This window comes from Frankia sp. AiPa1 (assembly GCF_023243075.1).
Lineage (GTDB): Bacteria > Actinomycetota > Actinomycetes > Frankiales > Frankiaceae > Frankia.
The window spans coordinates 1-22,398 of sequence record NZ_JALKFZ020000157.1; the positions used below are offsets into that span (position 1 = coordinate 1).

Genomic DNA, 22,398 nt, shown 5'->3' on the forward strand with positions numbered 1-22,398 from the left:
TGTGGCGGGACCTGACCGAGTCGGTGAACTCGATGGCGGGCAACCTGACCAGCCAGGTCCGCAACATCGCCCTGGTCGCCACCGCGGTCGCCCGCGGCGACCTCTCCCAGAAGATCACCGTCACCGCGCAGGGGGAGATCCTCGAGCTCAAGGACACCCTGAACACGATGGTGGACCAGCTCTCCTCGTTCGCCGACGAGGTGACCCGGGTGGCCCGCGAGGTCGGCACCGAGGGGGCGCTGGGCGGGCAGGCACATGTGCGGGGCGTGTCGGGGGTGTGGCGGGACCTGACCGAGTCGGTGAACTCGATGGCGGGCAACCTGACCAGCCAGGTCCGCAACATCGCCCTGGTCACGACCGCGGTCGCCCGCGGCGACCTGTCCCAGAAGATCACCGTGTCGGCGCAGGGCGAGATCGCCGAGCTCAAGGACACCGTCAACACGATGGTGGACCAGCTCGGTTCGTTCGCCGCCGAGATCACGCGGGTCGGCTGGGAGGTCGGCGTCGAGGGCCGGCTCGGCGGTCAGGCGACGGTGGCCGGGGTGGCCGGCACCTGGAAGGACCTGACCGACAACGTCAACCAGCTCGCGACCACGCTGACCATCCAGCTGCGCGCGATCGGCGACGTCTCCACCGCCGTCACCCGGGGTGACCTGACCCGGTCCATCACGGTGGAGGCGGAGGGTGAGGTCTCCGAGCTCAAGGAAAACATCAACCAGATGATCGCGCGGCTGCGGGAGACCACGGAGGTCAACGCGCAGCAGGACTGGCTGAAGTCGAACCTGGCCCGTATCGGCGGCAAGATGCAGGGTCAGCGCGACCTGTACGCGGTCTGCCAAATGATCATCAGTGAGATGACGCCGGCGGTCGACGCCCAGCACGGCACGGTCTACCTGTTGGACTTCATCGAGGGCGACAAGCTGCGCTACGTCGCCGGCTACGGCTCGGTGCCGCGGCGGCGCTCCGATGGCACGTTCCTGTTCGGTGAGGGCCTGATCGGCCAGGCGGCGCTGGAGCGCAACCGGATCCGGGTCGAGCACGTCCCCGCCGGATACCTCAATATCCGCAGTGGTCTCGGTGAGGCGCCGCCGTGCGATCTCGTCGTCGTTCCGGTCGTGTTCGAGAACCAGGTGCTCGGCGTGATCGAGCTCGCGTCGTTCACCCCGTTCTCCGAGCTGCACCTCACCCTGGTCGACCAGCTGGTCGACACCATCGGCGTCGTGCTCAACACGATCATGGCGAACGCGCGGACGGAGGAGCTGCTCGCGCAGTCGCAGCGGCTCACCCAGGAGCTGCGGTCGCAGTCGGTGGAGCTGCAGCGTACGAACAACGAGCTGGAGGAGAAGGCGGCGCTGCTGGAGGACAAGAACCGCGAGATCGAGCTGGCCCGGATCGGCCTGGAGGAGAAGGCCGAGCAGCTCGCGCTGTCCTCGCAGTACAAGACCGAGTTCCTGGCGAACATGAGCCACGAGCTGCGCACCCCGCTCAACAGCCTGCTCATCCTCGCCAAGCTGCTCGCCGACAACCCCGACCGCAACCTCTCCCAGAAGCAGATCGACTTCGCGGAGACGATCCACTCCGCGGGCTCCGAGCTGCTCGGCCTGATCAACGACATTCTCGATCTGTCGAAGGTCGAGGCCGGCAAGATGGACGTCGACGCCACCACCGTGCGTACCGCGGCGCTGTGTGACGCCGTCGCCACCGTCTTCGGTCCGGTCGCGGACGAGAAGGGCCTGGCGTTCGAGGTCAGTCTCGCGAGCAACGTCCCGGACGAGTTCGTCACCGACGAGCAGCGCCTGCAGCAGGTGCTCAAGAACCTGCTGTCGAACGCGGTGAAGTTCACCGACAGTGGCACCGTCCGCCTCGATGTGACCCTGGCCAGCCCCAACACCCCGCACCTGGCCAGCCACCTGCGTTCGGCCGGCGCCGTGCTGTCGTTCGCGGTCACCGACACGGGCATCGGGATCGCCGCGGAGAAGCTAAGAATGATCTTCGAGGCGTTCCAGCAGGCCGACGGCACGACCTCGCGCCGCTACGGCGGCACCGGCCTCGGCCTGTCCATCAGCAAGGAGATCTCCCGGCTGCTCGGCGGCTCGATCGCGGTGGCCAGCGCGGTCGGGCGCGGCAGCACATTCACGCTCTATCTGCCGGCGGCCCCGCTGGCACAGATGCCCGCGTTCGGAGTCACCCCCGGCGAGGCGGATGACGTCCTCATGATCCTCGGGACGGCGGACGGGTCGTCGTCCCGTGCCTCCGGCGAACTGCTGCCTGCCGCGCTGGCCAGCGGCGAGCGGACGGCGATCACCACCGGCCCGCCCGGCGGGGATCCCGCTGAGGAGGCCCCGGCCACCAGCCCCGCTGACGACGGCGCCGGGTACGGCATGAGCACCGTGTGGTCCTCGCCTGGTTCCGGAGCGGGGGCTCGTTCCGGCGACGGGGCGGGTCCGGACGGCTCCAGCCCGAACGGCTCCAGCCCGAACGGCTCTGGCCCCAACGGCTCTGGCCCCAACGGTGCCGAGACGGGCGGCGGGTTCGGCAGCGGTGCCGGCGGTGGCGTCGCGGTCGACGTCGGCCAGACCACGAAGTGGCGGCCGAGCGAGGCGGCGACGGGCACCCCGTTCCTCACCGAGCCGGCCGATCTTGGCGGCCGGGAGCCCAGCGGTGCGGCCGAGGGAGGGGACCCGCTCGTGGGGACCACGGTGCTCGTCGTCGACGACGACGTCCGCAACGTTTTCGCACTGACCAGCGCCTTGGAGATGTACGGGATGCGGGTCCTCTACGCGGACAACGGCCACGATGCGATCCGCACCCTGCAGCAGGACACCGGGCCGGTGCATCTCGTCCTCATGGACGTCATGTTGCCCGGTATGGACGGCAACGAGACGACGATGATGATCCGCGACATGTCCGCGTTCGCCGAGCTGCCGATCCTGGTGCTCACCGCGAAGGCGATGCCCGGAGACCGGGAAAAGAGCATCACCGCCGGCGCGTCCGACTACATCACCAAGCCCGTCGATCTCGAACACCTCCTCGGAGTGATGCGCGCGCATCTGTGTTGATCAGATCGCGTATGGTGCCCATTCGGGTGTGTATCGGTGGGGCGGTGCGTTGGTCGCGGAGGCAATCGGCGATGGTGGTGGGGTGGCGACACCCACCGCGGACCGGCAGGGCGACCGCGAAGGAGGAGGCAGGCGGGTGACCGAGCGGACCGGCGGTTTCGTCGACGGCGAAGGCGGGCCGACCACGGAGCGGCCCCGCAGCAAGATCCTTCTAGTGGACGACCGCGCCGACAATCTCATGGCGCTGGAGGCGATCCTCGCCTCGCTGGACCAGGATCTGGTGACGGCATCATCCGGTGAGGAGGCACTCAAACGCCTGCTCGTCGACGACTTCGCGGTCATCCTGCTCGATGTCCAGATGCCCGGAATGGATGGATTTGAGACTGCCCACCGGATCAAGCAGCGTGGCCGGACCCGGGATACGCCGATCATCTTTCTGACGGCGATCGACCGCGAACCCCACCATGCATTCCGTGGGTACGCGGTGGGCGCGGTCGACTACATCGCGAAGCCCTTCGACCCGTGGTTGCTGCGGGCCAAGGTCAGCGTCTTCGTGGAACTGTTCGAAAAGAACGAGCGGCTCTCGGAGCTCGCGCATCAGCGGGTCCGGGACTTCGACCTGATGACGGAGGTCGCCGAGCGGCTCATCGCGCTTGACGTCCTGCTCGATGGCAGCGGGGACGCGACCGCGGATGAGCGGCTGGCAGCCGCCGGTGCCGAGGTCCGCGGCCTCGTCGCGCGACTGCAGCCCTTCGCTCGCTCCACCAACGCCTGACGGCCGGCGGCCGGCGGCCGGCGGCTGGCGGCCGTCTGTCGGCTGTCGGCTGTCGGCTGTCGGTCGTGGGGTGTCTCGGAAGCTTCGTCGTGCGTTGGATGTTCCGGAGTGGATCCCCCCGGGCCCGCCCATTCGGGTGCTGTGACAAGGCCGACAGTCCACCTGGGTGGTGGTGTCGGTCACATCCGGCCGGTGGCCGAGGTCGGCGGCGGACTCGTTGACACCGTCCTGCTGTCTCTGCCTCCTTACCAATGGTGACGGTGGTGGGTTGGCTGGTGTCGAACCGGGTGTGAGGCCACCGTGGACAGTCTGGATCGGACTGTTCCGGTGATCGCGTCGGGTGTGGTCCGGGGGGATGCCCCAATTGGTTGCGCGGCCGACCTTCTCTGGGCGCCGATAACATGGATTTGTCAGGCAGATCCGGTGCCGGGAGTGCGCGGCCGGCTTGTTCGGTCGTAGGAGGTTTCGTCGTATGGCAATAGCCCGGCGCACTCCCTATGGGCTCAACGGTATTGATCCGGATGTGGTCGGGTCGTACGCGATTGACCGAAAGGTCGCCGATGCCGGGAGCGGCCCTGTGTTTCTCGGGCGTAACCGGGACGGACGTGCGGCCCTGATCAAGATGATCGCCGAGGATCTTGGGTGGGGCGCGCGGTTCCATCGGCACCTGCAGGCCGATCTCGAGCGCCTGCGCCAGTTGGACCTGTTCTGTCTTGCGCAGATTCTGGACATCGACACCGCCGGGAGCCCGCCGTACGTCGTCGTGGAGTTCGTCGACGCGCCGACCCTCGCCGCCAGCGTCGAGCATGAGGGCCCGTTGTCCGCCGCCGACACGGCGCGGCTTGCGCTCGGTCTGGCGGCCGCGCTCGCCACACTGCATCAGAAGAACATCATCTTTGCGGACTTGAAGCCCACGAACGTGGTTCTTTCCGAGCAGGGCCTGCGGCTGGTTGATTTTGGCCTTGCGCGCGTGCTGAACACCATTTCGGCCGATCGTCCAGGTGAATCCGGTCGGGGCATCGGGACGCCGTCCTTCCTCAGCCCCGAACAGATTCTCGGCCGATCGGCCACGGTCGAGTCCGATGTCTTTGCCTGGGGTAGCGTCCTGCTGTTTGCGGCGACCGGTCGACCGCCCTTCGGCGACGGGCCGCGGCGGGCGCTGCTGCAACGCGCGGTCTATGCCGAGCCGGATCTGTCGGCCCTCGCCCCAGAGCTTCGCGAGCTGGTCGCCGCCGCGATGTACAAGGATTCTCGCCGCCGACCCACGGCTGGCGAGCTGTTCGAGGAGCTCGTCGAGGCCTTCCCGGCGGAGCATTCGCCGCCGGGACAGTCCGAGGCGGCGAACCGTACGGTGATCCTTCCTAAGTCGACGGTGGCCGTACCAGGTCAACCCACGGCGACGACCGTGCGGGTCCCAGCCGATCGCGCTCCTGCGGACGAGGTGCCGGCGCAGCGGGTCGGGTCGGCTGCGCCCGTGCGGATTCCCGCGCGCACGGCAACGGCCGCCGTCATCGACCTTGCCGTCACCGACCTTGCCGTCATCGACCTCGGTGCCCCGGGTGGGCCGGACGTCTCAGGGGGACCGCACGCCCCTGACCGCCGGGGTGGGCATGGTCCCACGGCTCGGACGGCGCCCGATGAGGGGCCGGACGCGGCTGACACCTCCCCGCGGGATGCCGCCGCGCTGGTCGCGGACACCACCCGCCCCGGCATCGCCCCGGCCGACTCGCGCGGAGCCAGACAGGCCCACTCCACGGCGGCCTCCGACGGCACGGTAGTCGCTGGCAGTCCGGTCGATGGTGGCGGTCCGGTCGGCCACGACGGTCCGGTCACCGCCGATGGCCCGGTCACCGCCGATGGCGCGGTCGGCTCTGGCGCGGCCGGGCGGAGTCACCTGGAGATAGGCGTCGCGGCGCTGCCGCGGCCGCGGCCCGAGTCGCGGGAATCCGGACGGCGTGGCTGGTGGCGCCGGATCTTCTCGACCCGAGCCACAACACCGCTGCTTGCCGGACCGCTGCTCGTCGTGGCGGCGCCAGCCTTGTCGATGCTCGGCATCCCCGAGATGGCGATGGCCACCGTTGTCCGGTCGAATGCTGGCGGTCGTCGGCGTTGAGGCCACCCGCCCTTCGGCCTGCCCCGCGGCGGCCGGACGTCAGCGACTGAAGTGGCGGGCGGCGCCGTAGCCGGGTCCCCGCTCCGGCTGGCCGGTGCGGGACGTCCACCGCCACTGCACCGAGATGCGCCCGCTGACGTGACCGGGCACCCGGGGCACGCCGTGTAACCAGTCTGCCTGCGCGCGGCCACCGAGAACGATCAGGTCACCGCTGGCGGGCGCCAGATCCTGCCCGCCGCGGTCCAGCGGGTCGGCGAGCAGCCGCCGTCCGGGGGCCAGATGACGGGACTTCACCAGAAACGGCCGACGGGCTCCGAGGGTGAGAATGGCGATGATCGTGTCGTCCAGCCAGCGCATCTCCCGGTCGCGGTGGAGAGCGACCGCGTCGTTTCCGTCCCGGTACATCGAAAGGCCGAATCCGTCGAAGTCGACGCCGTAGGTGCGCCGCAGCGTCCGGTAGGCATCCAACAGGGCGGGGAACGGCACTGGGCCGCCGCGTGGAATCCAGGCACTCAGGCGTGGCGCGGTGACGGTCCGTTCGTAGCGCCACATGGTTCCCTGCCGCCAGGGCAGGCCGGTGCGCATCTCCTCGTACAGCGAGTCGGCTCCGCCCAGCCAGCCGCGAGTGACATCGACCCAGGAACGGTCGTCCAGCCAGAGCCGCTCCCCGCTGGCCGCCGGATCGACTGCCGCGCCGTCCGTCACGCCTGCGAGGTTACCGGCGCGCCACCGGCCCGGCACATCGGTGTCGTCATGGCAGGTTCCGCCGCGGATCGAAGGCGGCCATGCCAGCCGGATCGCGGGTAACCTGCCTGATCCAAGGGACCAGCATGGAAATGACCGGACCCGGGGATGGTCACGGAATGGATGTCAAGATGCGCAGCAGAGCATCACGGTGCCCTGAGCCCGGCGCGGCCGCCACGACCGGTGTGCCGCGGGCACGATGAGCAACAGTCACGTCGAGTCCTCGTCTGCGCCGAAGGTGGCGGACGGCCGGGTGGTTCTGCCCAACCTGGCAGGTACGGCCACTCCGGTCGGACCGACCAGTCCGGGGGAGACGGTGGCCGCGCTCGATGCCTCGGCCAGGCCGGACGACCCGGCGGGTGTGCGGGGGAACGCGCCGATCGTCGCCGAGCGGGACGTACGCCTGCTCACCGAGGTGGTGGCCCGGCTGCGACGGGTGCTGCGCGCGAGTATTCGGACCGAGTACGCCTGGGAGTCGTTGCCCATGGCACAGGTCGAACTGCTGCAGTGCCTGGCCGAACGGGACGGCACTCGGGTCGGAGAGCTGGCCAGTCTGCTGCGGTTGGCACCCAACAGCGTCTCGACGCTCGTGCAGCACCTGGCCGACGTCGGCTACCTGCACCGGGAGCGCGACCCGGCCGACCGCCGGGCTGCCCTCGTACGGCTGACGCCGTCCGGGGCGGCGGCGCTCGGCGGCTGGCAGCGCGCGCACGAGCGACGCCTCGGCTCCGCGCTCGGGCGCCTCGACGATCAGGACCGCGCCGCGATCTTCGCAGCCCTGCCGGCGCTGACGAATCTGGTCGAGGCACTGGTCGACCGCGGCGACGCTGCCCGGTAGGCGTCTGGGCGCGCCGTGCTCGGCCTGCGTGACGGCGGCCGGCGCGGGTCCGGTGCTGTGCGCGCCGGGCGAGCGCCGGCGGGACGCCGGGAGATCAGGAGATCAGGAGATCAGGACCTGATCAGACGGGCGATCGCCGCGGAGGCCTCGCGCAACTTCTCGTCGGCCACGGGCCCGCCCTCCGCGGCGGCATCGGCGACGCAGTGTGCGAGATGGTCCTCCAGCAGGCCGAGGGCAACCGACTGCAGGGCGCGGGTTGCCGCCGAGACCTGGGTGAGGATGTCGATGCAGTACTTGTCCTCGGCGATCATTCGCTGCAGGCCTCGAACCTGGCCCTCGATCCGCCGCAGGCGTGCGGTGTACTCGTCCTTGGAGTTGGTGTAACCGTGCATCCGCCGCGCCCTCCCCCACCCCGACCGGTACCCCCCTACGGTACGTCCGTGGACGTCGGGCGCGGATCGGTGGGGATGGTGGAGGCATCCTCGGGGGCACCGTCCGAGGTGTCGGTGGAGGCAAGGTAGGCACGCCAGCCGCCCAGCGCCGTGATGTCCTCGGCGCCCTCGACTGCCGCGGACTCGCAGAGGAAGCCGAGGGTTGGACCACCGGCGAGCTCGACGGTCCCGATCGACAGGGGGGACGGGACGCCGAGCAGGAAGCTCCCGACGACCTGCACCGGTAGGCGCCACACCTCGACGTCGATCGCGGCTCCGCCGCTGATCGCCGAACTGCTGGTTGCCGCCCCGGTGGCCGAACCGCCGACTGCCGAGCTGCCGACTGCCGAGCTGCGGGCTGCCGAGCCGCCGACTGCCCCAAGGTCAGATGCCGCCCGGTCGGCTGCCGCACTGGGGTCGGCTGTCGTGCGGTCGGCGACCCGCAGCAGGCCCGGCCGTTGCGGGGGCCCGCCCGCCAGCGCGTACAGGCGGTAGTTCGGCAGTGTCCGGTCACGTCGTACCGGCACCGCGCCGATCCGAGTCAGCTCGCCGTTGAGCGGTAGGCCGGTCATGTGCGCACCGACGACCGCCAGGTCGAGGAAGCCCGGCGTCAGTCCGGCCGAGCCTCGACCGAGGTCGGCCGGGGACCCCGTTCGGGCGCTGGGATGTGCCGGTGCGGGGACGGCGTGACCCGGCCAGGTGGTGGCCTCGCCCGTCCGGGCGGCCGAGCTGTGATCAGGATGGGCGGTCGTCTGGTCAGAGGGGGCCAGCGGATGGCCGGTTGCCCCGGCAGGCAGTCCGGTTCGGGCGTGCAGACGGGCGGCGAGGTCGGCCAGAAAGGCGTCCTGCCCCGCGGGCGCCATGAGCGTCACCCCGTGCGGGAGCCCAGCGGAGAAACCGACGGGGACCGCGACGGCAGCCAGGTCGAGCAGGTTCGTGAAGGTGGTATATCGGCCCAGCCTGCTGTTCAGTCCGATCGGGTCGGCCAGCACCGAGTCGACCGGATAGCTGGTGGGCACCGTCGGTACCACCAGCACGTCGAGGTCCTGCCAGAGCTGCTCCACCTGCCGGCGCAGTGCCCGCAGCCGGGTGAGCCCGCGGTGGACCTCGGCACCGGTGATCGTCGCGCCGGGTTCGAGCACCGCCCGGACGGTGGGATCCACCTCCTCCGGCCGGGCCAGGACGAACTCACCCACCGAGGCGAACCGTTCGGCCAGCCATGGACCCTCGTACAGCAGACGGCCCGCGGCGAGGAACGGCTCGAGATCGATCGGGGTCACCTGCATGCCGAGCGCACGGAGCAGCGCACATCCAAGGTCGTGCACCGCACGGGCACCATCGTCGCCGAAGAAGGCCAGATCCTCCGGTCGGGCCACGGCAGCCCGCAGGGCCCGGGTGGACCGCGCCACCGGGCTGCCCGCCGATGCCGTGCCGCCCGGCTGGGCCGAGCCGCTCGCGTGGGCCGTGCCGTCCGGGTGGGCCGTGCCGTCCGGGTGGGCCATGCCGCCCGGCTGGGCGGAGGCGGTCGGGGGCGAGACCGCGGTTGTGGACCGGTCGGTGCTCGACGGCACGGCGGGAAGCCGCCTCGAGTACGGATCTGCCGGGTCGAAACCGGCCATCACCGACAGGGCGAGGCGGGCGTCTGCCACGCTGAGGGCAAACACACTCAGACAGTCCAACGAGCGGCAGGCAGGTGTCAGGCCACGAGTACTGACCAGGCCTCGGGACGGTTTGATCCCGACGACGTTGGACAGGGCCGCTGGTACCCGGCCCGAACCGGCGGTGTCGGTGCCGATCGCGAAGGTCACAAGTCCGGTGGCCACGGCGACGCCGGATCCGGAACTGGAGCCGCCGGCGATCATCGTCGGGTCGAACGGCGAGACCGGTGTGCCGTAGGGGGACCGTGTGCCGGACAGGCCGGTCGCGAACTGGTCCAGGTTCGTCTTGCCTAGACAGACCGCGCCGGCGGCGAGCAGCGCGGCCACCGCCGGGGCATCCTCGGTCGGAGTGAAGGCGAACGCTGGGCAGCCGGCCGTCGTCGGTAGTCCGGCGACGTCGATGTTGTCCTTCACGGCAAAGGGCAGTCCGAACAGGGGGGGTAGCTCGAGGTTCGTGTCCGCAGCCGGTCGGTCCCCGTCGGGCCGGGTCCGATCGGGCCAGGACTCGCCGGATGATGCCCCGTCGGAGCCCGCACGCGGCCTCGGCCGCGGCGTCGATCGGGTCAGGGGCGGCCCGAACAGGGCATCGCGCTGGGCGTCCAGTGCCGCTGCGCGCGCCATCGCCTGCTGCCGCGGCACCGTCGAGATCCACACGGCATCGTCACCACGCGCCTCGATCCGGTCGTAGACGGCAGCGATCACTTCAGACACTCGTAGCGAGCCGGCTCGATACCCGGCGCGCAGTATCGCCGCCTGCAGATCGTGGCGGGCTGGCGGGGTGGTCCGGGCGGGCTGGATGGTCCGTGCCGGGTGGGTCCGGGGCACGGAGGAGGGGATGTTGGTCATGGCGCCGCGGCAGGGGTCAGCCGACCGCGGGCAGGGCGGCAGCCGAGGCTGAGGCCGAGACCGCAGTAGTGACCGCGGCGCGTACCGCCCCCGAGTCCGCCACCGCGCCGAACACACCGCCCTGCATGGTGACCATGCGCAGGGCTGCGGCGTGGTTGCTCGGATCCGTCGCACCGGTGCAGTCCGAGAGCAACAGACACTCGTACCCACGGTCGTTGGCGTCGCGCATCGTCGTGTGTACGCAGACGTCTGTCGTGATGCCGGTGAGGATGATGTGGGTGATGCCGTGCCGGCGCAGGACCAGCTCCAGGTCTGTCGCGTAGAACGAGCCCTTGCCCGGCTTGTCGATCACGATCTCGCCCGGAAGGGGCGCGACCTCGGGCACGATCTCCCAACCTGGTTCGCCGCGGGTGAGGATCCGCCCGCGTGGGCCACGATCGCCGATGCCGGCACCGATCTGCTTTGACCGCCACAATTTGTTGGGCGGGCAGTCAGCCAGGTCCGGGCGATGGCCTTCCCGGGTGTGCACGAGGAGAAAGCCAAGCGGCCGCAACAGCGCCAACAGCTTCGCCGTCGGGGCGAGGCCGGCGCGGGTCAGCGAGAGGTCGTAGCCCATCGCGTCCACGTAGCCGCCCGGTCCGCAGAAGTCGACCTGCCAGTCGATGTTGATGACGGCCGTCGTTGCCGGACTGAACGAGCCGTCGTAGGGCCAGGCATACGGAGCGGCGTTGACCGGGCCGATCCGCAGTGCCCCGGCCGCGGCGAGGCGGCCGGGTTCTGGCAGCGGCGGTCCCGAGGTCACGGCGGGGCGGGCCTGCCCCGCTGGGGTCACAGTGTCGGTGGCGGTCACAGCGCCGGCGGACGTAGACGTGGCGGTGGTCATGACGCTCCTCCTCGGCCGACCTCCTCGGGCGGGCCGACGTTGATCTATCCTGCTGGGATTGACCGGGTCAGGACCGCCCGGACGGGCGGCCCCGGCGCAGCGCCATCTGGGTGATCGCCCGGGCTGCGCGCTTCTCGACGACATCCATCGACTCGCCGACGTGTCGCCGCAGCGCGACGATGCTGCTTTCGAGATCACCAGTCAGCACCTTTTCGACGATGTCGAGGTGCTGACTGATCGTCAGGTGGACGCGGTCCGCGGTGACGAAGTCGTGCATGCGGACCGGGCGGATCCGGGCGTTCACCGAGTCCAGCAGATTCGCCAGTTCGCCATTGCCGGACGCTCGGCTGAGGGTGATGTGGAAATCCTCGTCGAACGCCACGAAGTCCGGATCGGGTGGCGGCGGATCCTCCCGCAGCGCCCGCCAGGAGTCCCGCAACGGCTCGAGCAGAGCCGGGTCGTGGACCGTGCCCGTCTCCACTGCCCGCACCAGCCCCCGCAGCTCGAGGGTGACTCGGATCTCGTACAGGTCGCGCAGGCCACCGAGGTCGGGTTCGGCCGGGTAGTAGCCACCGTCCGGGCGCTTCTCCACCAGCCCGTCGCCGGCCAGCCTGGTCAGCGCCTCACGGATCGGTGTACGTGACACGCCGAGTAGGGCGGCAAGCCGTTCCTCGGTGAGGCGGTCGCGGAAGGAGAACTCCCCGGACATCAGCCGACTACGTAGCGCGACATAGGCATGGTCGCGAAGGTTGCCCGTGGCGGGCCTGGTGATGGCAGGCCCGGTGGACGCGGGCCTCGTGGACGGCGTCGGAGTCATACCGCCGAGCATCCGCCATCGGCATTCACGGCGTGCCGCCCGCCTGCGCACGGCGCTCGTCCGGCGACGGAGACGGGGGGACGCGCGCCCGGCGGCATCCGGCGGTGGCCGTGGCGGGCTTTCCTGCCGTGTTGCATACTGACCTGTATACAGGAGCGTGTACATGATGGGGACGGTAAGGGATTAATGCGTTTCCCATCAACGGGTCAATTGTTACGTTCACCTGGCGGTCATTGCGGCCGCGTTAACCGGCCTACCGGAACCGGCGAGATGGCCGGAGCGGCCGGGCGGTCGGCACCGGGGTTGCCCGGGGCTGCGCCTCGGTGGTCGGGTGACGTCGGGATGGAGGGCCGCGATGGCGCTGGATGGATCACCAGGCGGTATCGCCCGGACGGACCATGCTGGCGAGGTGAACCACGCCGACTGGACGGACCAGCCCGATCAGGCGGACCAGCCCGGTCGAGGGGAGGGGCCCGCTCGGGTGGATCGGGCTGCTCGGGCGGCGGGGCCCGCTCGTCTGGGTCAAGGTGACCACGCGGGTGAGTGGACTGCCTGTGTGGTCCAGCCGGGAACGGTGGACCTCGTTCCGACGCCGCCGCTGGTGCTGGTGCACGGGACGGCGACGACCGGGGCGATCTGGCGCCGGGTGCTCCGGGAGCTGCCCGGGCGGCAGGTGTGCGCGCCGGATCGGCCGTCCAGCGGCAGTCTGTCGGCGGAACTGACGGCGCTGCGCCCGCTGGTTGACGGCGCCGTCTACGGCGGGGTCAGCGGTGGGGCGACGCTGGGCCTGGCGCTGCTCGCCGCCGGGGCGCCGCTGGCCGGCGCGGTGCTGCACGAACCGGCGGTCGGATCCCTGCTGCCCGGTCTGCTCGCGCCGGTCGCGGACGCCTATGCCGCCGGTGGTGTCGCGGCGTTCGCCCGCGCGCTTTACGGTCCGTCCTGGGTGCCGGGGGACGCGCCGGCGGATCCTGGCGCCGTCGAGCGGGACCTGGCGATGTTCCTGGAGTTCGAGCCGGGACCACGGCCCGATCGGACCAGTCCGACGATCATCACCGTCGGCGCGGACTCGCCCCCGGTACGCCATCGCGCCGCAGCCGTTCTGCGGGAGCGATGGGGACTGCCCGTCCAGGTCGTTCCGGGCTGTGGGCATGCCGTCCATCTGCAGGCGCCGGCGGCCTTCGCCCACCTGCTGGCCTCCGTACATCGAGGCTGAGCCGCCGCCGGCCGGATTCACCGGATGAATCCGGCCGGCGGCCGGGCGCAGAACGACGTACCCGCGATCAGAGTACGGAATTCCACCATGATGCGTGCTGGACCGCCGTCCGGCCGCAGCGCAGCTGCTTCGCCATCCGATGACGATTAGCTCGAATATCTCGGAACGTAAGCAAGATGGAATTCCCGGTACCCACTCGGCCGCTCGCGGTGCCTGCTCCGGGTCAGCGGTCCAGGTGGTGTGGCGGCAGATCATCCAGCAGTCGGTCGATGTCGGAGTCCTCGCCCTCGGACAATGACTCGTCCCCCCATCCGATCTCTCGATCGTCGCCGCGTTCGTCGTCGAACCAGTCGTCACGGGGTGTTGTCACGCTCGTCCTCTCTCCCCCTTGGGTGGCATGGGTACGGCGGCTCTGCCGGGCCCAGTGGTGCGTCGCATCCTGCTGGGAACAGCGCACCGTGAACCGGTGTGATGAACCACTAGCGGGTGAACCGTCAACGAGCCCGGTAACGGTGAACCGGGTGTCCGTGAACCGGATCCGCGGTCCAGCCTGTCGGCAATCGGACACGTGTGCAATGGGCGTCCCGCAAGGGACACCACCGTGCCCGGCATCGCTGGACGGGGCCGCCGGGGATGGCACGGCCTGCACCGGATGCGTCCGGGTCGGACACCGATGCGTGGCCTTCCGGGGTACGCGGCGCCAAGGCATCCGGGCGCCGCCTGCGCGGCGCCGGCACGGGCGGGCGGATGCGCTGTGCCGCAGTCGGTCAGTCGCCACCACGCGCGGGCGGCGGTGAGCTGAGCGCGTGCCCGAGCACCTCGACGACCAGCCGCAGAGCGGCTCTGCTGCCCGCCAGGAAGGCGTCCGCCTCACGTTGAGACCATGCGGCGGCCACAATCCCGGGCTCCGGAGACCGGGTGGCCAGTGCTGCGCGGATGGCGGCGCGATACCGCCCGACCGTGATCGGCGGATCTCCGACCGGGTCCTGGTCGTACTCCTCGTCGCGGTCTAACAGGGCGCCGACCTCGTCGGCTCGCCGTGGGGTGGGGGGCATGGTTTCCTCCTCCTTAATTTGCTGGACAGCAAATTAGACCCTAGCGAGGTTCTTGAGGAAGAGCAAAGTGGTTACGATGTTCCGTGTGGACGACGGTGAGCAGTTGGTCGGCATCGGGGACATCGCGTTCCAACTCAAGATCACGCGCCAGGCGGTGGACTACTGGACACGCAAGGACGCCAGGTTTCCGGCGCCCTTGCAGGTCATCAACGCGCCGACCGGCAGCGGTGCCAAAGGTACTCGGGTTTGGCGCAAGCGAGAGGTAGACGCCTGGATCGTGGAGCACTATCGAAGGCGCAAACAGTAGGCATCCTGCCTGGTGACGGCGGCGCGGCGGGTCGGCTGGATCCGCATGCCCGTCCGCGTGCCGGTACGTCTGAGAGCGGAACTCTCATCGACGCAGCAAAATCTGCGCGATCGGGATGAAACGCTCCGGTTGGTGCATTCTCCCGACCTCGGGCGAATGGCAGGCTGCTCCCCATCCGGATGGAGCGGCCGGCATCCCCTGGATGATCCGTGCTGTCCGGACTCCTGCCCCCGGGGCTGGTGCTGCCCGCGGGTGCGTGCCTGGACCGGAGTTGTCCGGTCTGGTGCGGTGCGCTTCAGGTCCGTGCTGCCTGGGCCTGTGTCGGGCGCCAGTGCCCGCCCGGGCCAGTGCCGTGGCGCCCCCAGGCGGTGCGGAGGCCAGCGCCTGGGTTGGTACTGCCCGGATGCCAGTGCGGACCGGACGGGCGAGGCCCCTCGACCATCCGGATGAAGGGCGGCGCTCCGGAAAATTGGCGCCGTGAGGCCGGGTGGCAAGGACTGTGTCTGTGCGCGGTGCACTGACCCGTTCGGGCGATGGCTGGGGTAATGATCAGGCCCCGAGGCGCAGGAGGCCCCGGAAACGTCGAAGGCGCCCGGTGTCAGGACACCGGGCGCCTTCGAAGGCAGCCGACATCGAGGCATGACCGAGCCGGCAGCGACAGCCGGTTGTGGGTCAGCCGGGTTGATCTGCCGAACCGGGCCGGTGGCTCAGGCGGCCGCCGTGCTCGAGGTCGAGCTGGCCGCGCCACTGCCCGCGGACACGCTGGACGACGAGGTGTCCGACGACGACGACGAGGACGCGTCGCTGGTGCTGGTGGTGGTGTTCGAGCTGGAGCTCGTCGACTCGCCGGCGGTGTCCTTCGGCCGCGCGACGGCCCCGCCCGAGGAGCTCGAGCGGCTGTCGTTCTTATAGAAACCGCTGCCCTTGAACACCACGCCCACCGAACCGAACACTTTCCGAAGTCGTCCGGCGCACGTCGGGCATTCGGTCAGTGACGCGTCGCTGAAGCTCTGCACGACCTCGAGGTCGCGACCGCAGTCGGTACAGCGGTACTGGTAGGTAGGCACGAACTCCTCCCAGAGTTGGCACTCAGAAGTGGCGACTGCCAACTTTAGCCTGTGGGCGGCCTCGGATGTTCCCGGGTCGAGCCACCCGGCCCGCAGCGCAGGGTGCGACGCGGCGTGACGACGATGTCGACCCCCCGGTCATGGGGCGCTGTCGGCACATGATCGAGCAGTTCCTGGTCGTGGATCACGGCGATCACCACTGCGGTCGGCGCCACCCGGACGAGCGCCCGGTCGTAGGAACCGCCGCCCCGGCCAAGTCGCCGCCCGTGCCGGTCGACGGCCAGCGCGGGGACGATCACCGCGTCCGCCGTGCCGAGGTCGTCGGCGGGTGCGGCGGCCGGCGGTTCCCGGGTGCCCAGCGCCCCCGGGACGAGCGTGCCGACGTACTCGCGGAATTCCAGGTCGAGATCGGCGCGCAGGACCGGCAGCAGGACCCTCGTACCGGCGCGGCGCAGCCGGGCGAGCAGGTCGCCGAGCTCGGGCTCGCCGGGCAGAGCCACATAGGCGGCCACACAGTGTGCCCCGCTCACCTCCGGCAGTGCGAGCAGCCGGGTGGCCAGCCCGGCCCCCGCTCCTGCCGCACCCCCTGTCGGCCAGAACGCTGCCGCTGCGGGTTCTGTCGGACTGGCCGGCCCCATGGCGGGCCTGGTCGTGTCGGCCGCCTCCGGGACCGACCGCTGTCCGAGTCCCACGGCCAGCTGGGCCCGGCGCTGGGCCAGCAGCCTTGCGCGTAGCCGCTGTTTGGCCCGGTCGATCCGCGTGGAGCCCTGTCCGTCCTGCACGGATGCAGCCTCCCGCAGGCGGCCATGCCGGGGCGACCCCGGTGCCGCCGAAGCGCGGAAGGCCGGGCCAAGGCCCGGATGATCGTCGGTAGGCGGCGACGGTGTTTGCCACATCACAGATCGATTCGTCACGCATCCGAGCCGTGTGTCGGTGGTTCGACCGGTGGGAACAGGGGGGTGCGGGATGGGTGTCGCAGGCGCTCCGCTACCGGACGCCCATGGTGCGATGAGGCCGGATCGGCGCGAAACGTCCAGGGCTGGATCACGCTGAGCTGTGCATTGAGTAAGAGCGGTGGCCACGGCGGTGCCGGTGAACGGCGGCCCGGCTAAGGTCTGTCCATGCCAGTGACGAAGGCGGTAATTCCGGCCGCGGGTCTGGGGACCCGCTTCCTCCCGGCGACGAAGGCGGTGCCCAAGGAGATGCTGCCGGTGGTTGACCGGCCGGCCATCGAATACGTCGTTGAGGAGGCCTCGCGCGTCGGACTGCGCGATGTCCTGCTGGTCACTAGTCGGAGCAAAAGGGCCATCGAGGACCATTTCGACCGCGAGACCGAGATCGAGGTGGCGCTCGAACGTAAGGGCGACGAGACCCGGCTGCGCCGGGTACGGGCCTCGGCGGAACTCGCCGAGGTGCATTCGGTGCGCCAGCAGTCGCCGCGGGGGCTCGGCCACGCGGTGCTGTGTGCGGCCGCGCATGTCGGGCAGGAGCCGTTCGCCGTCCTGCTCGGCGATGACCTCATCGACGAGCGTGATCCGCTGCTCGCCGAGATGCTCACCGTGCAGGCCCGTTTCGGCGGCAGCGTCATCGCGTTGATGGAGGTCCCGCGCGCGCAGGTCTCGATGTACGGGGTCGCGACGGTGCGGTCCGTGCCCAGCGGGCCGGACGACCGTTACGGCATCGTGCGCATCGAGGACCTGGTGGAGAAGCCGCCGGTCGAGGAGGCGCCGAGCAATCTGGCGATCATCGGCCGCTACGTCCTCGCGCCGGAGATCTTCGACGTGCTGCGCGAGACCCCGCCCGGCCGCGGCGGGGAGATCCAGATCACCGACGCGCTGCGCACCCTGGCTCGACGCGCGCAGGAGGATCCGGCTGCCGCGCCCGTCCATGGCGTGGTGTTCACCGGCCGTCGTTATGACACCGGCGACCGGATCGACTACCTGAAGGCCATCATCCGGCTGGCCTGCGAGCGGGCCGATCTCGGTCCGGAACTCTATCCGTGGATCGAGGAGTACGTGGCCGCCGGTGGTCCCAAGGACGGGCTGTCCTGATTACGGGCTTTCATCCACTTGTCATCTTCCCGACAAGGCTGATTGCATTCAGCTGAACCTTGACGGCCTACTCCTGGGCCGGGAACGCTCCCGGAACCTTCCGGCGCGCGATCCGTGGGCGCCGCGGGCAGTCGGTCCCACCGGGGGATTCCGGTCGTGCAGACGGGGGCGGACGTTGATGACGACGGTAGATGAGCACACGGCGCGAATCCTGGCGGAGGTCAGGCCGACCAGGCCTCGGCGGGTGGGGCTGGAGCACGCCCATGGCTGCGTGCTCGCCGCCAACGTGCGGGCGACGGTCGCCGTGCCCGGTTTCGACAACTCGGCGATGGACGGCTACGCCGTGCGTGCCGCCGACGTCGCCGAGGCCAGCGAGGACGCTCCCGCCACACTTGCGGTCGAGGCCGACATCCCGGCCGGGCCGGGCGTGCCCGCGCCACTTCGGCCCGGTGCCGCGGCCCGGATCATGACCGGTGCGCCGCTGCCGGCCGGCGCGGACGCCATCGTCCAGCTCGAGTGGACCGACGGCGGCCATCCGACCGAGGGCGGCACCGAGGTCGCCGTGCGCCAGGCGCCGCGCCGTGGCCTGCACATCCGCCGGGTGGGCGACGACGTCAAGCCCGGTGCGCTCGTCCTGTCCGCCGGGACGGTCCTCGGCTCGGCGCGGATCGGGCTGCTCGCCGCCGTGAACGTGGCCCGACCGCCGGTGCATCCGCGGCCGCGGGTAGCCGTGCTGTCCACCGGCAGCGAACTGGTCGAGGTCGGCTCGCCGCCCCGGCCCGGCCAGATCGTCGACTCCAACAGCCACGCCATCGCCGCCGCGGCCCGCGAGTGCGGAGCGCTCGTGGTTCGGATCGGCGGCGTGCCGGATGACGCCGACGCCTTCGCCAAGTCCTTTCACGACGTGCTGTCCCAGGTCGACGCGGTGGTGACGACCGGAGGGGTGAGCGTCGGCGCGTATGACGTGGTCAAGGAGGTGCTGACCGGCGCCGGCACCATCCGGTTCGATCAGGTCGCGATGCAGCCCGGCCGTCCCCAGGGGTTCGGGCTCGTCGAGGGCATTCCGGTGTTCACACTGCCCGGCAATCCGGTGAGTGCGCTGGTGTCGTTCGACCTGTTCGTCCGACCGGCACTGACGCGCATGCGCGGCCTGCCGGCCGCCGGCCTGCCGACCGTCGAGGTCACCGTCGGCACGGCGCTGCGCTCCACGCCCGGCCGGCGCGGCTACGTGCGGGTGCGCTTGGACAGCCCCGGCTCGCAACCCGGGCAACCTGGGCAGCCCGGTGCCGAGCTGGTTGCCCATCCCACTGGCGGACAGGGCTCCCACCAGCTCAGTTCGCTGGCCGAGGCGCAGGCGCTGCTGGTCGTGCCCGAGGATGTCACCGAGGTGGCGGCCGGGTCGAGGCTCACGGCGTTGTTGCTCGGCGAAGGTTCCCGGACCATTCTCTCCGGCATGGGCTGGACGGATCCGGACGAGACAGGCGCGCAGACCCTCCGCCCGCTGCCCACCGACCGATGACGGGACCCCGCCTCACCCACGTCGACGAGCACGGTGCGGCCCACATGGTCGACGTCTCGGCGAAGGACGTGAGCGCGCGCGTGGCGGTCGCCACCGGCACCCTGCTGGTCGCCCCGCAGGTGGTCGCGCTGCTGCGTGGCCCGGGGGTGGCCAAGGGCGACGCGCTGGGCACCGCGCGGATCGCCGGGATCATGGGTGCGAAGCGCACCCCGGATCTCGTCCCGCTGTGCCATCCGATCTCCTTGTCGGGGGTGACGGTCGAGCTCACCGTCCGCGATGACGGAGTGGAGATCGTCGCGACCGTGCGCACCGCCGACCGGACCGGGGTGGAGATGGAGGCGCTGACCGCCGTCACCGTCGCCGGGCTGACCCTGCACGACATGGTCAAGGCGGTTGATCCCGGCGCCGAGCTGACCGGGGTGCGAGTGCTGTCGAAGACCGGCGGGCGCACCGGTGACTGGCAGGCGGACCCCAGCCGTCTCTCCCGCGGTCCGGGCCTCGCGCCGGGGTCGGGTCAGGCCGAGGGACAGGCTGAGGACTCGGATCCCACCGTCGATCGCGCCCTTCCGGGTGGTCCGGGTGGTCCGGGTGGGGCGGCCGGGACGGTGCGGTGATGGCGACGGGCGGGGGAAGCCGGCTTCCGGCCGGGGCCCGGGCACGGGTGGTGACCGTGTCCGACCGTGCGTATCAAGGGGTCTACCCGGACCGGTCCGGGCCGCTGCTCGTCAGCGGGCTCGCCGAGCTCGGCTTCGTGGTCGCGCCGGCCACGATCGTCCCCGATGAACGGGACCGCATCGAGACCGTGCTGCGCGAGGCGGTGTCCGACGGCGTCGAGCTGGTCGTCACCACCGGCGGCACCGGGCTCGGCGCCCGCGACGTCACGCCGGAGGCGACCGCCGCGGTGCTCGAGCGCACGGTCCCCGGGATCGCCGAGGCGCTGCGCGCGGCCGGGCGGGCCACGGTGGCGGCGGCCATGCTCTCCCGCGGGCTCGCCGGTACAGCGGGCAACACGCTGGTGGTGAATCTGCCCGGTTCCACCGGCGGGGTCCGCGATGGCCTTGGCGTGCTCGCCGACGTCGTCGTGCACGCGGTCTCCCAGCTGAACGACCAAGACGATCATGCCCACGGTGATCACGTTCCCGGCCGGCACCGCCGTGGTGGCCCGGTCCAGCCGGTCCAGCCTGACCAGCCTGACCAGCCTGACCGGCGTGCCGCCGGGCCGGTCGGCTGAAGGGCGGTGCCATGGTGCGGGCACCGGGGTGGCCGGCCGTCCTGGCCGAGGGGTCGGTCGTCGTCCGGCCGTTGCGGTTGCGGGACGCGTCCATCTGGGTCGAGGTGCGGCTGCGCAACGCCGACTGGCTGGCGCCGTGGGAGGCGAGCCCGCCCGGGCCGATGATGGTCCGGGCGACCTGGCCGCAGCGCCAGACCGTCGCCGTCTACCGGCAGATGTGGCACCGCCTGCGCCAGCAGGCCCGAGTTGGTGTGGCGTTGCCGTTCGCGATGGTCGTCTCGGGTCGTCTCGTCGGCCAGGTAACCGTCGCCCCGATCATGCGCGGCGCCTTCAACAGCGCGCAGATCGGTTACTGGGTGGACCGTGAATACGCCGGTCGGGGCATCACGCCCACCGCCCTCGCGCTGATCGTCGACCACTGTTTCGGGCCGGTCGGCCTGCATCGGGTCGAGGCGAACGTGCGCCCGGAGAACGCGGCGAGCCGGCGGGTGCTCGCCAAGCTCGGCTTCCGCGAGGAGGGCCTGCACCGGCGCTATCTCGCCATCGACGGCCACTACCGGGACCACATCGGATTCGCGCTGACCACCGAGGACGTTCCCGGGGGCCTGACCGGGCGATGGCGGGAGAGCCAGCAGCACGGTCGATGACCCGGCCATCCCCCGATGTGACGTCCGCCCCCCACCTCGGGGGGCCGCCGCGTGGCCGGGGGCCCACATGCGGGTGAGGCCGAAGTGGGGTGACGAGTTCCACTTCCGGGGTGCGGTGGATGTCGTCATCCTGACCCACGCCGGGTCCGGTCACCCCCTGTTGTTCTGGCACTCACGCCCGAGTCGATTCGCAGCGTCCACCCGGCGTCTCGCGCTTTACGCGAGTGCTTCCGCATGTTTCGTTATGATCTTCCATGGTTCACTCGGTGGGTTCGACCATGCCTCGACGATGGGGTCCCATCGGATTGCGGATGCGACACGCGGGGTTCGGGTCGGTGACCACGTGGATTTCGCTCACTAGCGTTCAACCACGAAATCGCAATCCGCTGGTGTCGAGATGAGGCTCCGCATGGTCAGCACCGCCGCACCCGCTGCGCCTGTCGCGTCCGGCACGGTCCGGCCGGCCGGCCGGGTGGTGATGCTCCGGTGAGCGCGCTGATCTGGGTCGCGATCGTGGCGGTCTGGGGCTTCGTGCTGATCCCCATGTGGCTGCGCCGGCACGACACGCTCTCCGAGCAGCGTTCCTCGGAGCGGTTCACGGTCGCGATGCGGGTTCTCTCTCGCCGTCCGTCCGCCCCGGGCCCGCTCAATGACGAGGATCTGGCCGATGCCGGCCCGGACGCGCATCCGCGCCTAGGCGCTCAGAACGTGGGCGCTCAGAACGTGGGCGCTCAGAACCTGGGTCCGCGGGACCAGGGCCGGCGGAACCTGGAGTACCGAAGCCTGGACGTGGTGGAAGGAGCGGCCATGCCTCACGCCGACTCGACGGATGCGCCTGACCGTTTCGTCGCGGCCCGCACCGGCCCGGTTGACGACCGGGCCGGAATCCACGCGGACGTCGAATTCGAGGTGGGCGTCGAATTCGACACCCTCGCGGAAATGGATGAGGATCTCCCGGATCCCACTGCCCGTCCGGCCCGGACGGCGCGGACGGAATCCGAGGAGTTCCCAGGCTCCGCGGTGTCCTCGGCCGAAGGTCGCCCGGAGCCCGGCGCCTCCCCCTCGGGGGGCCCCCGCGCCGCCCCCCCCCCCCCCCCCCCCCCCCCACCCCCCCCCCCCCCCCCCCCCCCCCCCCCCCCCGCCC

Annotated in this window: 21 protein-coding genes and 1 pseudogene; 13 read left to right on the forward strand and 9 right to left on the reverse strand. The window is 70.9% G+C overall.

Annotated elements, in window-relative coordinates:
• From MXD95_RS17755 to MXD95_RS17765, 3 genes are all read left to right on the forward strand, one after another.
• On the forward strand, positions 1-3,059 hold a 3,059-nt coding region (locus tag MXD95_RS17755), incomplete at its 5' end, for an ATP-binding protein (protein WP_250641772.1).
• Positions 3,060-3,195: 136 nt separating this feature from the next.
• Entirely contained in the window at positions 3,196-3,834 is a 639-nt protein-coding gene (locus MXD95_RS17760; protein WP_250641773.1) for a response regulator, read from the forward strand.
• A 472-nt stretch (positions 3,835-4,306) separates the two neighbouring features.
• Complete coding sequence (locus tag MXD95_RS17765; RefSeq protein ID WP_250641774.1) at positions 4,307-5,947, forward strand: serine/threonine protein kinase; 1,641 nt, start codon at positions 4,307-4,309, stop codon at positions 5,945-5,947.
• A gap of 39 nt (positions 5,948-5,986) precedes the next feature.
• Here the strand turns inward: MXD95_RS17765 and MXD95_RS17770 are convergent, their stop codons facing one another.
• The gene (locus MXD95_RS17770) at positions 5,987-6,652 is read right to left on the reverse strand and encodes an alpha-ketoglutarate-dependent dioxygenase AlkB (protein WP_250641775.1); all 666 of its coding nucleotides are present in this window, start codon (positions 6,650-6,652) and stop codon (positions 5,987-5,989) included.
• Positions 6,653-6,890: 238 nt separating this feature from the next.
• Here MXD95_RS17770 and MXD95_RS17775 point away from each other — a divergent pair, with 238 nt between their 5' ends.
• Positions 6,891-7,529: a MarR family winged helix-turn-helix transcriptional regulator gene (locus MXD95_RS17775; protein ID WP_250641776.1), complete on the forward strand. Its 639-nt coding sequence runs from the start codon at positions 6,891-6,893 to the stop codon at positions 7,527-7,529.
• Between the two features lie 110 nt (positions 7,530-7,639).
• Here the strand turns inward: MXD95_RS17775 and MXD95_RS17780 are convergent, their stop codons facing one another.
• The 4 genes from MXD95_RS17780 to MXD95_RS17795 all read right to left on the reverse strand — a co-directional run bounded on the left by MXD95_RS17780 (position 7,640) and on the right by MXD95_RS17795 (position 12,164).
• Complete coding sequence (locus MXD95_RS17780; protein ID WP_250641777.1) at positions 7,640-7,921, reverse strand: metal-sensitive transcriptional regulator; 282 nt, start codon at positions 7,919-7,921, stop codon at positions 7,640-7,642.
• Positions 7,922-7,956: 35 nt separating this feature from the next.
• Entirely contained in the window at positions 7,957-10,464 is a 2,508-nt protein-coding gene (locus MXD95_RS17785) for an allophanate hydrolase (protein WP_250641778.1), read from the reverse strand.
• Between the two features lie 16 nt (positions 10,465-10,480).
• Complete coding sequence (gene biuH / locus MXD95_RS17790) at positions 10,481-11,347, reverse strand: biuret amidohydrolase (RefSeq protein WP_250641779.1); 867 nt, start codon at positions 11,345-11,347, stop codon at positions 10,481-10,483.
• A gap of 67 nt (positions 11,348-11,414) precedes the next feature.
• Positions 11,415-12,164 carry a GntR family transcriptional regulator gene (locus MXD95_RS17795; RefSeq protein WP_250641780.1) on the reverse strand — a complete coding sequence of 250 codons (750 nt, stop codon included), beginning with the start codon at positions 12,162-12,164 and terminating at the stop codon, positions 11,415-11,417.
• 574 nt (positions 12,165-12,738) lie between these two features.
• On the opposite strand from MXD95_RS17795, the gene MXD95_RS17800 reads away from it, so the two are divergent.
• Complete coding sequence (locus tag MXD95_RS17800; RefSeq protein WP_250641781.1) at positions 12,739-13,377, forward strand: alpha/beta fold hydrolase; 639 nt, start codon at positions 12,739-12,741, stop codon at positions 13,375-13,377.
• Between the two features lie 223 nt (positions 13,378-13,600).
• On the opposite strand, the gene MXD95_RS17805 is transcribed toward MXD95_RS17800, so the two are convergent.
• Both MXD95_RS17805 and MXD95_RS17810 read right to left on the reverse strand, forming a co-directional pair.
• Positions 13,601-13,747, reverse strand: coding sequence for a hypothetical protein (locus MXD95_RS17805; RefSeq protein WP_250641782.1), 147 nt, complete (start codon positions 13,745-13,747; stop codon positions 13,601-13,603).
• Between the two features lie 397 nt (positions 13,748-14,144).
• Positions 14,145-14,432 (reverse strand): hypothetical protein, encoded by a 288-nt coding sequence (locus tag MXD95_RS17810; protein ID WP_250641783.1) that lies wholly within the window; start codon positions 14,430-14,432, stop codon positions 14,145-14,147.
• Positions 14,433-14,508: 76 nt separating this feature from the next.
• On the opposite strand from MXD95_RS17810, the gene MXD95_RS17815 reads away from it, so the two are divergent.
• Both MXD95_RS17815 and MXD95_RS29695 read left to right on the forward strand, forming a co-directional pair.
• Positions 14,509-14,739 (forward strand): hypothetical protein, encoded by a 231-nt coding sequence (locus MXD95_RS17815; protein WP_250641791.1) that lies wholly within the window; start codon positions 14,509-14,511, stop codon positions 14,737-14,739.
• Positions 14,740-15,459: 720 nt separating this feature from the next.
• The gene (locus MXD95_RS29695; RefSeq protein WP_250641784.1) at positions 15,460-15,651 is read left to right on the forward strand and encodes a hypothetical protein; all 192 of its coding nucleotides are present in this window, start codon (positions 15,460-15,462) and stop codon (positions 15,649-15,651) included.
• 62 nt (positions 15,652-15,713) lie between these two features.
• On the opposite strand, the pseudogene MXD95_RS29700 reads toward MXD95_RS29695, so the two are convergent.
• Positions 15,714-15,806, reverse strand: a pseudogene (locus MXD95_RS29700) (FmdB family zinc ribbon protein); the annotation flags it as partial.
• A gap of 44 nt (positions 15,807-15,850) precedes the next feature.
• The gene (locus MXD95_RS17825) at positions 15,851-16,588 is read right to left on the reverse strand and encodes a 5-formyltetrahydrofolate cyclo-ligase (protein ID WP_250641785.1); all 738 of its coding nucleotides are present in this window, start codon (positions 16,586-16,588) and stop codon (positions 15,851-15,853) included.
• Positions 16,589-16,927: 339 nt separating this feature from the next.
• On the opposite strand from MXD95_RS17825, the gene galU reads away from it, so the two are divergent.
• The 6 genes from galU to MXD95_RS17855 all read left to right on the forward strand — a co-directional run.
• Complete coding sequence (galU, locus tag MXD95_RS17830) at positions 16,928-17,857, forward strand: UTP--glucose-1-phosphate uridylyltransferase GalU (protein ID WP_250641786.1); 930 nt, start codon at positions 16,928-16,930, stop codon at positions 17,855-17,857.
• Positions 17,858-18,035: 178 nt separating this feature from the next.
• The gene (gene glp / locus MXD95_RS17835) at positions 18,036-19,376 is read left to right on the forward strand and encodes a molybdotransferase-like divisome protein Glp (protein ID WP_250641787.1); all 1,341 of its coding nucleotides are present in this window, start codon (positions 18,036-18,038) and stop codon (positions 19,374-19,376) included.
• The gene (moaC, locus tag MXD95_RS17840) at positions 19,373-19,990 is read left to right on the forward strand and encodes a cyclic pyranopterin monophosphate synthase MoaC (protein ID WP_250641788.1); all 618 of its coding nucleotides are present in this window, start codon (positions 19,373-19,375) and stop codon (positions 19,988-19,990) included. Before glp ends, moaC begins: the two co-directional genes overlap by 4 nt.
• A complete protein-coding gene (locus tag MXD95_RS17845) occupies positions 19,990-20,607 on the forward strand; it encodes a MogA/MoaB family molybdenum cofactor biosynthesis protein (protein ID WP_250641789.1) in 618 nt (205 codons plus the stop codon). The genes moaC and MXD95_RS17845 overlap by 1 nt, the downstream gene beginning before the upstream one ends.
• 14 nt (positions 20,608-20,621) lie before the next feature.
• A complete protein-coding gene (locus tag MXD95_RS17850; RefSeq protein WP_250641792.1) occupies positions 20,622-21,254 on the forward strand; it encodes a GNAT family N-acetyltransferase in 633 nt (210 codons plus the stop codon).
• A gap of 486 nt (positions 21,255-21,740) precedes the next feature.
• A partial coding sequence (locus MXD95_RS17855) for a SepX/GlpR family protein (RefSeq protein WP_250641790.1) occupies positions 21,741-22,398 on the forward strand: 658 nt, incomplete at its 3' end.

Coding starts and splice junctions, on each gene's coding strand:
- MXD95_RS17765 (WP_250641774.1), top strand. CDS start 4,307: ATGGCAATAGCCCGGCGCACTCCCTATGGGCTCAACGGTATTGATCCG.
- biuH (WP_250641779.1), bottom strand. CDS start 11,347: ATGACCACCGCCACGTCTACGTCCGCCGGCGCTGTGACCGCCACCGAC.
- galU (WP_250641786.1), top strand. CDS start 16,928: ATGCCAGTGACGAAGGCGGTAATTCCGGCCGCGGGTCTGGGGACCCGC.
- MXD95_RS17775 (WP_250641776.1), top strand. CDS start 6,891: ATGAGCAACAGTCACGTCGAGTCCTCGTCTGCGCCGAAGGTGGCGGAC.
- MXD95_RS17785 (WP_250641778.1), bottom strand. CDS start 10,464: ATGACCAACATCCCCTCCTCCGTGCCCCGGACCCACCCGGCACGGACC.
- moaC (WP_250641788.1), top strand. CDS start 19,373: ATGACGGGACCCCGCCTCACCCACGTCGACGAGCACGGTGCGGCCCAC.
- MXD95_RS17810 (WP_250641783.1), bottom strand. CDS start 14,432: ATGCCCCCCACCCCACGGCGAGCCGACGAGGTCGGCGCCCTGTTAGAC.
- MXD95_RS17845 (WP_250641789.1), top strand. CDS start 19,990: ATGGCGACGGGCGGGGGAAGCCGGCTTCCGGCCGGGGCCCGGGCACGG.
- glp (WP_250641787.1), top strand. CDS start 18,036: ATGACGACGGTAGATGAGCACACGGCGCGAATCCTGGCGGAGGTCAGG.
- MXD95_RS17815 (WP_250641791.1), top strand. CDS start 14,509: ATGTTCCGTGTGGACGACGGTGAGCAGTTGGTCGGCATCGGGGACATC.
- MXD95_RS17795 (WP_250641780.1), bottom strand. CDS start 12,164: ATGACTCCGACGCCGTCCACGAGGCCCGCGTCCACCGGGCCTGCCATC.
- MXD95_RS17780 (WP_250641777.1), bottom strand. CDS start 7,921: ATGCACGGTTACACCAACTCCAAGGACGAGTACACCGCACGCCTGCGG.